We start from the raw sequence: 12,942 nt of genomic DNA on the forward strand, positions 1-12,942 counted from the left end.
CCCCCATTCCGTGGGAACGTGCGATGTCCGACAGTCGAGGGTTACGGGAGTTCAGGGTGGCAGCGGACAGTCGCAGGCGTTTGCTGACCGAACCTGGCGGCAGCGATGACCTTTGTCCGTTGCGCATGGCGAATAAAGCTGGTTCAATTTCGCTCAGTGTTCTGAATATGGAAAGGCCGCCATGAACGATCTGAATGACCTCTACTACTTCGCGATGGTGGTCGAACACTCCGGGTTCGCCGCCGCCGAGCGCGCGCTGGGCATCCCGAAATCCCGCCTCAGCCGCCGCATCAGCCAGCTCGAAACCGACCTCGGCGCCCGCCTGCTGCAGCGGTCCACCCGTCGCTTCGCGGTCACCGATGTCGGCCAGAGCGTCTACCGCCACGCTCAATCGATGATGGCCGAGGCCGCCGCCGCCCGCGAGGTCGTCGACCGCCTCAGCGCCGAGCCGCGCGGCCTAGTCCGGGTCAGCGTCCCGGTCGGCATCGCCCAGGAACTGATCCCGAGGCTGCTCCCGGATTTCCTCGCGCGCTATCCGCTGGTGCGCGTGCAGTTGCAGGTCAGCAACCGCCGCGTCGATGTCATCAACGAAGGCTTCGACGTCGCGATCCGCGTGCGTTCCCGTCTCGACGACGACGGCAGCCTGGTGATGCGCAGCTTCGGCCAGATCCAGGAACTGCTGGTCGCCAGCCCGAAATACCTCGACCGCGCCGGCCGCCCGCGCGAGCCCGAGGATCTCGCCAACCACACCACGTTGAGCATGAGCGAGGACGAAGCCCGCCAACGCTGGGAACTGCAGGGCGAGAACGGCGAGATCCGCCGCGTCGAACTCAAGCCCCGCGTCGCCGGTTTCGATTTCCCGATGCTCATGGCCTTGGCCAAGCAGGGCCTGGGCGTCACGCTGCTGCCCGAGACCATCTGCGCCGAAGCGGTACGCGCGAAGGAACTGGAAGTCGTCCTGCCGCAGTGGCGCCTGCCGATGGGCATCTGCCACGCCGTCTTCGCCTCCCGCCGTGGCCTGCTCCCCGCCGTGCGCATGTTCATCGACCACCTCGCCGAGTACATGCCCCCGCTGCTGGAAGTCTCCCGCCTGCAGTGCAGCAACTGCCCCCAGACCGTGGAAAGCGCGAAACAGGTTAAAATGCCGACCCCGGCGTGAGGCCGGCATGCATCGCGGAACACAACGGAGAGATGGCCGAGTGGTTTAAGGCAGCGGTCTTGAAAACCGCCGAAGGGTCAAACCTTCCGTGGGTTCGAATCCCACTCTCTCCGCCAGATACGCAAAGGCCCCCGAAAGGGGGCTTTTGCGTATCTGGCGGAGCGCAGCCGGTGGACGAATACGCCAGGTTCGACGCATCGGCAGGATTGCCGATGCGCACAGCGAAGCTGCCCGCAGGGGTGAGGTGGGAATTCGCGCGGCATGCCGCGCGCCACCGAACGCCGATGCATACGCATCGGCCGGAAAGGGCCATGGATGGCCCGAGTAAATCTCACTCTTTTCAAAAAAACTCAAAATTAAACTGACTGCTGGACTATCAATTTCTGAGTCCGCTGTGGAATTCCATGCTCCTTATCCAAGGCATTGGCATTCTCATAAATCTCGATAGTCAATTGCTTGCAAGCATTCGACACTCGAAAGTCTGTAAATGCCTCAGCGGGGCCGCTCGCCCAAAAGGTCTGGGTGCCGCCTACTATGCCGGTAGAATGATCCCATGCAATTGATGGCGGTGTTGACGACATCATCCAGCCCATGCTCAGTTCTGCACCTGGGCTATGTGGTGTGCCAATCAACTTGATCCTTATGGCATGGCCGCTGCTTAGCTTGACTGCCAAGCAGTATCGTTTATCCGCTTCAAGCGCAGCGTTGTCGTTCATTGCTAATACATTGGGGCGATTTTGCACGATCTCCGGATAATCCAGTCGGTCGGCGCGAATTGCACTTTCTATGCTCCGGATCGCAGCCCCAAGGGAGGCTTCTTGTTCACCCTTGCGGAAGCGGTCAAGATTGAAGTCAACGGGTTGTATGCCCGCCAAGTCGGAAAGGTAATTGAGTTTCTCTCCTCGTGGCGTGAGCAAAAACGCGCGATGAATGCCGTGTTTAGCGGCAAAGTATCCAAGCTCAAAGACAACATTCATTCTGGGCACGAGAAACGTGGCATCGCGGCTTTGCAAGACATCGTCGGGCGTAAGCACAAATATGCCGTAGGCATGACTGTCAACAGCTTTGGCGAATGAATCTAAAGCGCCGAACCCGGCTCGAAATACACCCTGTGTCCAAACCGTCGGCTCATACCTATAGTCAAGTTGCCTCTGCACCTCGGTTGCAACATCAAGAGCTTCTTTATCAGCGGCTGACAGAATGAGAATTCTAGGGCGACTAGTCATGGATGCAGTGCCTTGATTGACTTATGGGGTATAAGTTGGATTCTTTGGCATTCTACTTCTATGACTGCGGAAGCAGTCTTGACCCAAAGACGTGTTTCTTAGCAATTTCTGGAGCGATACAGGGCTCCTGATCCGAAACCCTCACTCCACCCCCGCATCCCAAGCCCGGATCGCAGCCTCCACCGCGTCGATGCCTTTCGCGACGGCGTCCGCGTCGACATGCTCGATGGTGTCGTCGGCGCTGTGGATCACCTTCATCACCTTCGGCATCGATTCCGGTTCCTTGCCGCCGAACACGGCGAGGATGTTCGGGATCTCGGTCGCGCCGACCAGCGAATAGGACACCGCCGGCCATTCGGCCTTGAGGAAGGCGAGGTGATCGGTTGGCGGATACTGCCTGCCTGCGGTGATCTGCAGGCCCTGCGCCTGCGCGGCGTCGCGGCTGCGCGCGACCAGCGGATGCGCGTCGTCGGGCGTCATCATCCACAGGCTGTCGCCCCAGCCGAACACATCGAAATTCACGTACAGCGCCGGCTTCTCGCGTTTGTCGGCGACATACGCCGCTGCGCCGCGCAGGCCTTCCTCTTCGAGATCCCAGAAGGCGACCTGCACGCGGTGGCGCTGCAGCGGCTGCACGCGGAAGCGTTCGGCGAGTGCCAGGGCGACCGCGCTGCCGGACGCGTTGTCGGTGGCGCCGCGCCCCGCACTGACGCGATCGGAATGCGCGCCGATCAGCAGCAGCGGCTGTTCGGTGCGACCGCTGACATCGGCGATCAGGTTCTCGCCGGTGACGGTGCCGTGCAGGAAGGTGTGCACCTGTGCCGGCATGCCGGCCGCGTCCAGGCGCTTGCGCAGGTAGTCGCGACGCCCCGCGTTGTCGTCGGCCGACGCCATGCCGGCCACGTCGGCCTGCCATGCGGTCTTGGCGACCTCGGACGGGTTCGGCATGTCCAGGGCCAGCGCGGACTGCGCGAGCATGCCGCCGGCGAGGAGCAGGGCGGCGAGAGCGAGGGGCGCACGGCGCAGGAAAGCGGGCAGATGCATGTCGAAACTCCGGGGACGAAGCGCCGATGGTGCCAGAGCCGCAGGGCGCACGGCCCTGTCGGAAGTCATCGGGGTCGGAATTTTCCTACAGGCCCGAGGGCGGTCTTCCGCTTGTCGCCCGCCGGTGCGCCGCCTAGTCTGTGCGCCGGACGAACCGATGGAAGCCAAGGGAATGACGATCCGCGTATTTCTGCTCGACGACCACGCGCTGGTGCGCACCGGCATGCGCATGATGCTGGCCAACGAAACCGATATCGAAGTGGTCGGCGAGGCCGACAACGGCGAAACCGCACTGCCGATGATTCGCAAGCTCAAGCCCGACGTGGTGCTGTGCGACCTGCATCTGCCCGGCATCAGCGGGCTGGAGGTGACCGAACGCATCGTCAAGGGCGACTACGGTTGCCGCGTGGTCGTGGTGTCGGTGCTGGAGGACGGGCCGATGCCGAAGCGCCTGATCGAGGCCGGCGCATCCGGATATGTCGGCAAGGCCGGCGATGCGGCCGAACTGCTGCGCGCGGTGCGCGATGTGTCGCGCGGCAAGCGCTATCTGGCCAGCGGGATCGCGCAGCATCTGGCGCTGTCCGGGCTCGGTGGTGAAGCGACGCCGTTCGATGCGCTGTCGCCGCGCGAGCTGGAAGTGGCGATGCTGATGGTGCAGGGCATCCGCCAGGAAGAGATCGCGCGACGCCTGAGCCTCAGCGCGAAGACGGTGAACACGCACAAGGCGCGTCTGTTCGAGAAACTCGGGATCCAGGACAGCATCGCGCTGGCGAGGCTGTCCACGCAGTACGGACTGAGCGACCCCGCGCGCGCCGTGTGACGCGCGCGGGGCTGTGCATCAGGCGCGCGGTGCGCTCTCGTCGCTCGACGACGTGTCGGCGGCGGGACGTGCGTCGACCGGCTGGGCATCGAACAGCGGCAGGCCGACGCCGTACTGCGGTGCGGCGATTTCACTGACGAGCTCGGCGGCGACGTCCGGCGCGGCGACGATCACGTCCGGCGTCGCGGCGACGCTTTCGGTGGAGATTTCCGCAGTCGCTTCGACCTTGGCGGCTTCCACGACGGTGGCTTCCGCAACCGGGACTTCGACGACAGGTGCTTCGACAGCGACAGACTCGACGGCGGCCGTTGCGGCAGGCGCCGTTTCGACGAGCGTCGCCTGGACAGCGGACTGTTCGACCACGGTCTGCTCGACGGCCGCCTGTTCGACTGCCGGTTCGACAACGGCCGGTTCAACCACGGTGGATTCCACGACCGTCGGTTCGATCACGGCGGGTTCGATCACCGCAGGCTCGGGCACCACCACAGGCTCGGGCGCCACAGGCGTTTCGACGACGGTTTCGCTTGGTGCGACGGGCGTCTCCGACGGTGCGGCAGGTGTCGTGCTCGCAGCGGTGTCGACAGCCGGCTGCTGGGGCGTGGGTTCGATTTGCGCAGGCGCATCGACGGCGGTTTCCGCCAGGGCAGCGACGGCAGCGACCGCGACCGGTGCGGCGATCGCAGCAGCCACGGGAGCCGGCGTTGCCTTCTCGGCAATCTCCGTCTTGGCGGGCGCTTCAGGCAGGTCGTCGAAGTCGAACTCCGGCTGGCTGCGATCAACCGTGATCTGCGCGCCGTCGTCGACGGCGATCACGTCATCGCCCAGTGCCTCGGCACCGGCGTTCTCGCCATTGCCGCGACGGCGGCGGCGACCACCGCGACGGCCACGACGGCGACGACCGCCACCTTCGGCGCTGCCGTCATCGCTGCCTTCGCCATCGCCGGCATCGGCGGTTGCGTCATCGCCGGCCTGCAGCGCGTCGTCGGACGCCGCGATGCCTTCGGTCTTCGGCACGATCGGTGCAGCGACTGCGGGTGCAGCGATAGCGACGGCCGCGACAGCCGGTGCGGCTGCGGCTTCGGCCGTGGTCACTGCAGGTACGGCAGGCAGCGGCTTCTGCGCCTCGGCCTGTTGCGGCTGCGCACGCTCCTCGCGACGCGGCTGGCGCGGCTCGTTGCCCTGCGGCTTCTGTGCCTGCGTCTGCGCCTCGGCCTGGCGTTCCTGACCCTTCTCCTGCTGGCCGCGTGGCTTCTGACCCTGGCCCTGCGGCTGGCCGCCCTGCTGCTGCGGGTTCTGCTGCTTCTGCTGCTTCTGCTGGCCGTTGTTCTGCGGCTGCTTCTGCGGACCACCCTGCGCCTGACCCTGCTGCGCATTGCGGCTTTGATCGTTGCGTGACTGCTCGTTGCGTGACTGCTCGTTGCGGCGCTCGTCACGACGGTCGTCGCGACGCTCCTGGCGCGGCTGCTGGCCCTTCGGCCCGCGCTGGTCCCGGCGCTGGTCGCGATCGCGGCGCTGGTCGCCGCCGCGGTCCTGCCGGCCCTGGCCCTGCTGGCCATGCTGTGCTTTCGACGGCGCTGCCGGCTGCGCGGTTTCGCCGCCGAACAGGCCCTTCAGCCAGCCCATGAGACCACCGGACTTCGCGACAGGTGCGGGCTGGTGAGCAGGGGCCGCGACCGGCGTCGGTGCAGGTGCCGGAGCGGGCGCCGGCTGCTGGCGCGGCTGCTCTTCGCGTTCTTCGCGTAGCGGGGCAGGGCGGTCGGGCTTGACGTTGGTCACCGCGAACGGCGGCGGGATGTTGAGGTTGGCCTTGGTCAGCGCGATCGTGGCCAGCTTGCGCGGCGTGCCGCGCTGGTAGCTCGGCTTCGCGGTTTCCTCGCCCATCTCGTTCTCGCGGATGCGCGTGACTTCGTAGTGCGGGGTGTGCAGCGACTCGTCGGCGACGATCACGATCGGCGCGTCGTGGCGCTTCTCGATCTCGCTCAGCGCGCGGCGCTTTTCGTTGAGCAGGTAGTTGGCGATCTCCACCGGCGCCTGCACCAGCACCTGGCCGGTGTTGTCCTTCATCGCATGCTCTTCGGCGAGGCGGATGATCGACAGCGACAGGGATTCGATGCTGCGCATGCGGCCGTGGCCGTCGCAGCGCGGGCAGACCAGCTGGCTGGATTCGCCGAGGCTGGGGCGCAGGCGCTGGCGCGACATTTCCATCAGGCCGAACTTGGAGATGCGACCGAGCTGCACGCGGGCGCGGTCGTGCTTGAGCGCCTGGGCCAGGCGGTTCTCGACCTCGCGCTGGTGCTTGTTCGAGGTCATGTCGATGAAGTCGATCACGACCAGGCCGCCGAGGTCGCGCAGGCGCATCTGGCGCGCGACTTCCTCGGCCGCTTCGAGGTTGGTGTTGAACGCGGTTTCCTCGATGTCGCCGCCCTTGGTGGCGCGCGAGGAGTTCACGTCGACCGCAGTCAGCGCTTCGGTCTGGTCGATCACCAGCGAGCCGCCGGACGGCAGGCGGACGGTGCGCTCGTAGGCGTTCTCGATCTGCGATTCGATCTGGAAGCGGTTGAAGAGCGGGGTGTCGTCGGTGTAGTGCTTGAGCTTGCGCAGGTTGTGCGGCATGACCTGCTCGACGAAGTCGCGCGCCTCGGCGTACATCTCCGGGGTGTCGACCAGGATTTCGCCGATGTCGGCGCGCATGTAGTCGCGCAGGGCGCGGATGATCAGGCGCGATTCCTGGTAGATCGGCAGCGGCGAGGGCTTCTTCAGCGCGGCCTCGGTGATCGACCGCCACACGCTGAGCAGGTAGTCGAGGTCCCACTGCAGCTCTTCAGCATCGCGGCCGACGCCGGCGGTGCGGATGATCACGCCCATGTCGTCGGGGATGTTGAGCTTGTCCATCGCCTCCTTGAGGGCGGCGCGGTCGTCGCCCTCGATGCGGCGCGAGACGCCGCCGGCGGTGGGCGAGTTCGGCATCAGCACCATGTAGCGGCCGGCCAGCGAGATGAACGTGGTCAGGGCCGCGCCCTTGTTGCCGCGCTCTTCCTTGTCGACCTGGACGACGATCTCCTGGCCTTCGCGCAGGAGTTCCTTGATGCTGGCCTTGTGGTGGTCCACGCCGGCCTGGAAGTAATCGCGGGAGATTTCCTTCAGCGGCAGGAAGCCGTGTCGCTCGCCACCGTATTCGACGAAGGCGGCTTCCAGCGACGGTTCGAGCCGGGTGATGCGGCCCTTGTAGATGTTGGACTTCTTCTGTTCCTTCGACGGGCGTTCGATGTCGATGTCGTAGAGGTTCTGTCCGTCGACGATCGCGACGCGCAGTTCTTCCGCCTGCGTCGCATTGATGAGCATGCGTTTCATGGTCTTGCGTTCCTCGCGCGCTCTCCCCGGGCGCATCGCGTGGATGCGGAAACCGGATGCGCGGGACGCCGGGGGGCGCGTCGCCTGGAGCAGACCTTCGGCCGCATGCGTCGTGCGGGCGCCCGGGGCGTTGTCGCGCGCTGCGGACCCCGATCCCGTCGAAACGGAACTGCGGCCCGGCCCACCACGCGCGATGGCGCATGGTGCCGGCGACAACCTCCTTGTCGGTTCGCCCGGGTCGTCCCGCCGGCTTTCGCCCGGACGGCCCGTCGTTGCAGATGGCGTGGGGTGTTTCCAGCGCTACGACACCACGGCGGACCGCGGGAGCGCTTGTTGTGCATGGAGCTAGTGTTGCCGGGCCGGCGGCCGACTCCCTTCGCGCCTTCGGCGCGAGGGGCGGCCACACGGGACGTGTTCAGCCCAGGTGCGCATGGCACCCGGCGATAAGCGGGAGTGCCGACGAGCCGCTAACATGGCCGCCCCGAGGACGGTGGTCGCGCACTCCATCGGATATCGCGGGGGAGGTGGGCTTTCGGCCCGCTGGCACCGCCGGCCGACGTTGCGGCTGGCGACCAACTCCTTAGCGAAATCAAACCCTTATATCGCGCAGCGAGTGTAGCAGATCACGACCCTGATGGCCTCATCCAATTCTCGTGGGGACGACTCCCCCCAGCGGCCTTCGGGCCAGGTCCGCCTTGTCCGCGTCGCCGACGACCGGGCCGGCCAGCGGCTGGACAATTTCCTGCTCGGGCAGCTCAAGGGCGCGCCCAAGTCCTTGATCTACAAGATCGTGCGCAGCGGCCAGGTCCGCGTGAACGGCGGCCGTGCCAAGGCCGAGACGCGCCTGGAGGGCGGCGACGAAGTGCGCATCCCGCCGGTCCGTCTGGCCGAGGCCGGTGAAAAGACGCCACCACCCAAGGGCCTGCTGGCGGCGATGGAGGCCAGCATCGTCTTCGAGGATGCCCGTCTGCTCGCCATCAACAAGCCGTCCGGGCTGGCCAGCCACGGCGGGAGCGGGATCAGCCACGGGGCGATCGAGACCCTGCGCGCCCTCCGGCCGAGGGAGTCGCTGGAGCTGGTCCACCGGCTCGACCGCGATACCTCGGGCCTGCTGATCGTTGCCAAGAAGCGTTCGGCCCTGACCGAACTGCAGGCCCTGATGCGCGAGAACGACGCCGACGAGGGGCGGGGGATCGCCAAGCGCTACCTGGCTCTGCTGGTCGGGCGCATGCCGGACGGCGTCATGACCGTCGACGCGCCGCTGCACATCGGCCTGCGCCAGGGCGGCGAGCGGCATGTCCAGGTGCATCCGAACGGCAAGCCTTCGCTGAGCCACTTCCGCGTGCTGGAGCGACGTGGCGGACATTCCTACTGCGAGGTGCGGATCGAGACCGGTCGCACCCACCAGATCCGCGTTCACGCCCAGCACATCGGCCATGCCGTCGCCGGCGACGACAAGTACGGCGACCCCGAGATCAACAAGCGCCTGCGCGAACAGATCGGCCTCAAGCGCCTGTTCCTGCACGCCGCATCGCTGGAATTCGCCCTCGACGGCGGTCGCGCCCCGTACCTGCTCGATGCGCCGCTCGCGCCCGAGCTGATGGATGTGCTGGATCGGCTGGGGTCGTAGAAGGCGCCTGGCGCTGCTTGGCGCCCGCCCCCGGATGGACCATCATCATGTCGGATACTGCGATGGGGATCGTGGTGTCCGGCACGTCCACTACAGGGGATCTCCTCGCATGTTCAAGCGTCTCATCATGTCCGTCGCGCTGGTCGCGATGTCCTTCGTTGTTTCCGCGGCCAAGCCTCAGGCGCTGCCCATGCCGCTCGGCGAACAGTTGCCCGTCGAAGTCGTACTCCATCAACAGGAACTGGCTGTCGATGTGCACAGTACGGCCGGCCTGGGCATGCAGTTCGGCCTGGTCGGCGCACTGATTTCGTCGGCCGTCGACAACGCCAATGCGAAGAAGGCCGAAGCGCGGGTAGCTCCACTGCGCGATGCGCTGATTTCCTACCGGTTCAATGAACGTTTCGAGGCCGAACTTCGAGCCAAGCTGGCCTCGGAGGGTATTTCGGCCGACCCGCAATTGATGGTCCTGTCCAGCAGCCGGGATTTCATCGGAGCGCAGGCGGATGCCGATGTGCCGAAGTACGCCATGGTGATCGCTCCGCGTTATGCCATGGATTTCGACTTCGGACGCATGTACGTGCAGGCGTCCGTGTACATCGTCGATCGCGAACGCAAGAGCAACGGCAAGCTGAAGACCCGCTACCGTGCCTCGCGCGTCTACAATTTCAGCCATCGAATTGAAGGCGGCAAAGCCGACGACTACCCCGCGACCTGGCAGAATCTGCCGCCGAATGCGATGGCGGACATGCTTGACCGCAGCGTTCGCCATGTCACCGACATGATCGTCTACGACTTCAGCGCGCAGGGGCGTTCCGAGTGGACCGCCAGCGTGAAGAAGACGAGTGCCAAGCTCGGCAATCATGAGTACGGCGGCCTGGAAGTGCGCCGTGGCGATGACTGGATCTGGCTGCGGGCAGGCGCGCCCGGCCGCAAGCTTCAGACCCGTACGATCGTGAAACCAGGGTTCAACAACGGCATCAATGGCTTCAACGTGGTCGATCCGATTGCGCTGGCATCGGCTGCTGCCACGAATGCCAGGACGGCGGAGATGCCTTCTCCGGCCGTGACGGGTGTTTCTACTCCGTCCGAGACCAGCCATGCAGAGTCTGTGGTGGCACCTGCAGGTGCCGAAGCGCAGCCTCCTTCTCCGCAGACGCCTCAGCCCGAGGCGGACACGCCGTGAGGCGCATCGTCATTGCCTTTGCAGCATGCGCGACCCTGCTGTCGTCGGCCTGCACCCCGAAGATCGTGAAAGTGGACATGGACCCCGGACGATTGGCCGCCATCGGCGCCACCGATGCGCGCCTGCGTTGCGGGTATCGTCTCGGCGATGTGGTCGACATGCGCCCGGCCGGCGATCGTGCCGGCGGGCTCGGGTTCCGCATGTTCGCGTTCGAGGATGCCCCGGCTGTGGTGCGCAGCAGCCTGCACAACGTGGGTTTCAGTGATGCGCCGGATGCGCGCGCTGTCGAGGTCCGCCTGATGCGCCTGTACATGAACCAGGTGAACGTCACCAAGATTCCGGTCGTGGTGTACGAAGTGCAGGTCGATGGACTGGCGCCGCAGTTGATCCGTTCGCAGTTGCCGAACATGAACTGGAACGGCAGCGAGGACGAGGCCTATCGCGGATATGGCCGTGCGCTCGAGGGGGCGAATCGCCAGCTCGTGGAGAAGTTGAATCTCGCCTGCAACTGATCCCGTGGCGTGGCCCCGGGATCGGATCGGAGGAGATGGCATGTCGTCTAAGGGCATGTCGTCGAAGGGCATGTCGTCGAATGAGTCGTGCTGGCTGCTGCAGCCCTGCGGAATGCTGTGGTCGAGCCCGGTCGTTGCGGCGAAACCACCGGATCTGTCGGTCCTCCCGGGGATCGACGGGCTGTCCCGATCGCGCAGACGGCGGACATGATCGCGTTCGATTTTTCCGCCGAAGGCCGTGCGCACCGGGGGCGCAACCTGTGCATGACTCGGTTCGAGGTCGATGGACGTGAGCATTCCGGTCGTCTGCTGCGCCGCGGCCAGAACTGGGTCCCTGCCGTTGCAGGTCTTGCCCCCCGGCCGCTGATGTCACATCGGTGCCGGCACCCGTGGTGAACGCCGCCAGATCTGCCCGCTGTCGGTGAGGACCCAGGCATTGCCGGCGCTGTCGACGCCGACGCGCTTTCCGGCCGCGTCGGTGTCCCGCCAGCTGCCGGCGTTGTTCCAATGCAGGACGGCATTGCCGTCGCCCTTGCCGCGTCGACAGGCGATCGCGTAGACGGTGTGGCCGTTGGCGGCGACGTCGACGAAGCATCCGGGCCGCTTCGACCATGTTCCGCCGCCGCCCTCGGCGCGTTCGTACAGTTCGTTGTTCGCGGTGACGACCCAGACGCTGGCGCCGACCGCAATGCGGGTGGCGGCGCCGCTCACGCGTTCCCAGCCGCAGAAGTCGTTGCCGGACAGTTGTCCCTGGGCAGGCGGGCAAGGTGTCGCGCGGGCGATGGCATTGCCGCCGTCACCGGCAGGTTCGGACGTGATCACCCACAGTCCGGCGACACCGGCGCCGACATCCACGATCGGCCGCCCATCCGGCGTGCCGCGCTGTTTCCAGGCGCCGTCGCTCGCGCTGGACCACAGCAGGGCGTCGCCACCCACGACATAGGTATTGCCGCCGTGCGAGGCGATGGCGCTGCCGCGCCCGCCTGAAGCATGCGGAACGAAGGCGTTGCCGTTCCAGCGATACAGGCCGGACGCACCGCGTTCGCCGTTGCCGACATCGCAGCCGGTCACGTAGACAATGTCGATGCCGGCGCCGGTGATGTCGCGTGCGCAGCCGGGGACCTGATCCCAGCGGCTCGCGCCATCGGTAGGAAGGATGCGGTCGCTGCGTTTCGGCGGCGTGGCCACGGGCGCCTGGTGTGTCGATTCCTGGCGCGTGCGGCGCAGGTTCTGGGCCTCGGTGATGGATGCGTATGCGAGCGCGCAGAGGCTCAGCAGCGCAGCGGACGTGCGGATCGGCAACATGATGGTGTCCTTGTGTGTCGGGGTGCGGTCGATCACGTCGCGATCGACCGGAGATGCAGCGAGCGTTTCGGTCCTCACAGGCGCGTGATCGCGTCGCGTGCGGCCTGTTCGAGGCGGTCGTCGAGTGCGCCATCGGCACGCATGCCGGTGATGTTCAGTACCAGCAGTCGCGCTCCCTTGCGGACCACGATCACGCGGGCCTGGACGGCATCCAGCTGGCCCTGCTTGCGCCAGGCGCGGTCGCCCAGCCCCTGCGGCGCGGTGCCGCCCTGGGTGCCGCCCAGCGCGGACACCATGGCGTCGAACATGCCCTGCGCTTCGTCCGCATCGGCGGACTCGCTCAGCTGGACCATGAACATCGCGATGTTGCCGGGATGCCCCTGGCTGGCCCAGACGCAGTTCTCGGGATCGTCACCCATGATCCCTGCGGGCTGGCCGAGCACGACCTGCACGCGCGCGGCATCGAGCAGGGCGCAGGCTTTCGGCAATGGCGTGTCCGGCGTGGAGGACGCCGCAGCGACCCGGGGCGTTCCTGCGTCCGACGAAGGTGTGGCAGCGTCGGGCTGGCAGCCGGCCAGCAAGGCGAGAACGAGCAGGAGGGCGAAGGGAGAAGAGGACGCGTTCATCGGATATCCGTGCGGTGAAGGGCATTCGCCGAACGGAGATTCGCGGGCCGGACCGGACATCGCTTGCGCATGAGATGTCGACGCGT

Annotated in this window: 10 protein-coding genes and 1 tRNA gene; 6 read left to right on the top strand and 5 right to left on the bottom strand. The window is 66.2% G+C overall.

What is annotated here, in order from left to right; genetic code table 11:
- The first annotated feature begins 181 nt into the window (after positions 1–181).
- Positions 182–1,159: a LysR family transcriptional regulator gene (locus tag ACFQ0E_RS14840; protein WP_386825100.1), complete on the top strand. Its 978-nt coding sequence runs from the start codon at positions 182–184 to the stop codon at positions 1,157–1,159.
- 26 nt (positions 1,160–1,185) lie between these two features.
- Positions 1,186–1,275: transfer RNA gene (locus ACFQ0E_RS14845), tRNA-Ser, on the top strand.
- A 240-nt stretch (positions 1,276–1,515) separates the two neighbouring features.
- Here the strand turns inward: ACFQ0E_RS14845 and ACFQ0E_RS14850 are convergent.
- Together ACFQ0E_RS14850 and ACFQ0E_RS14855 are read right to left on the bottom strand one after the other, a co-directional pair.
- A complete protein-coding gene (locus ACFQ0E_RS14850; RefSeq protein ID WP_386825102.1) occupies positions 1,516–2,385 on the bottom strand; it encodes a TIR domain-containing protein in 870 nt (289 codons plus the stop codon).
- Between the two features lie 141 nt (positions 2,386–2,526).
- Positions 2,527–3,429, bottom strand: coding sequence for a M28 family metallopeptidase (locus tag ACFQ0E_RS14855; protein ID WP_386825104.1), 903 nt, complete (start codon positions 3,427–3,429; stop codon positions 2,527–2,529).
- Between the two features lie 172 nt (positions 3,430–3,601).
- On the opposite strand from ACFQ0E_RS14855, the gene ACFQ0E_RS14860 reads away from it, so the two are divergent.
- On the top strand, positions 3,602–4,249 hold the full coding sequence (locus tag ACFQ0E_RS14860; RefSeq protein ID WP_386825106.1) for a response regulator: 648 nt from the start codon (positions 3,602–3,604) through the stop codon (positions 4,247–4,249).
- A gap of 18 nt (positions 4,250–4,267) precedes the next feature.
- On the opposite strand, the gene rne is transcribed toward ACFQ0E_RS14860, so the two are convergent.
- The gene (gene rne / locus ACFQ0E_RS14865; protein WP_386825108.1) at positions 4,268–7,600 is read right to left on the bottom strand and encodes a ribonuclease E; all 3,333 of its coding nucleotides are present in this window, start codon (positions 7,598–7,600) and stop codon (positions 4,268–4,270) included.
- A gap of 634 nt (positions 7,601–8,234) precedes the next feature.
- On the opposite strand from rne, the gene ACFQ0E_RS14870 reads away from it, so the two are divergent.
- The 3 genes from ACFQ0E_RS14870 to ACFQ0E_RS14880 all read left to right on the top strand — a co-directional run bounded on the left by ACFQ0E_RS14870 (position 8,235) and on the right by ACFQ0E_RS14880 (position 10,925).
- On the top strand, positions 8,235–9,230 hold the full coding sequence (locus ACFQ0E_RS14870) for an RluA family pseudouridine synthase (protein WP_386825109.1): 996 nt from the start codon (positions 8,235–8,237) through the stop codon (positions 9,228–9,230).
- 109 nt (positions 9,231–9,339) lie between these two features.
- Positions 9,340–10,413 carry a hypothetical protein gene (locus ACFQ0E_RS14875; protein WP_386825111.1) on the top strand — a complete coding sequence of 358 codons (1,074 nt, stop codon included), beginning with the start codon at positions 9,340–9,342 and terminating at the stop codon, positions 10,411–10,413.
- 65 nt (positions 10,414–10,478) lie between these two features.
- Positions 10,479–10,925: a hypothetical protein gene (locus tag ACFQ0E_RS14880; protein WP_386825113.1), complete on the top strand. Its 447-nt coding sequence runs from the start codon at positions 10,479–10,481 to the stop codon at positions 10,923–10,925.
- A gap of 369 nt (positions 10,926–11,294) precedes the next feature.
- Here the strand turns inward: ACFQ0E_RS14880 and ACFQ0E_RS14885 are convergent, their stop codons facing one another.
- Positions 11,295–12,230 (bottom strand): hypothetical protein, encoded by a 936-nt coding sequence (locus tag ACFQ0E_RS14885; protein ID WP_386825114.1) that lies wholly within the window; start codon positions 12,228–12,230, stop codon positions 11,295–11,297.
- Between the two features lie 74 nt (positions 12,231–12,304).
- Entirely contained in the window at positions 12,305–12,856 is a 552-nt protein-coding gene (locus tag ACFQ0E_RS14890; RefSeq protein ID WP_386825116.1) for a hypothetical protein, read from the bottom strand.
- Positions 12,857–12,942: the final 86 nt, after the last annotated feature.

The sequence above is a fragment of the Lysobacter brunescens genome, assembly GCF_042677005.1.
GTDB lineage: Bacteria > Pseudomonadota > Gammaproteobacteria > Xanthomonadales > Xanthomonadaceae > Lysobacter_I > Lysobacter_I brunescens.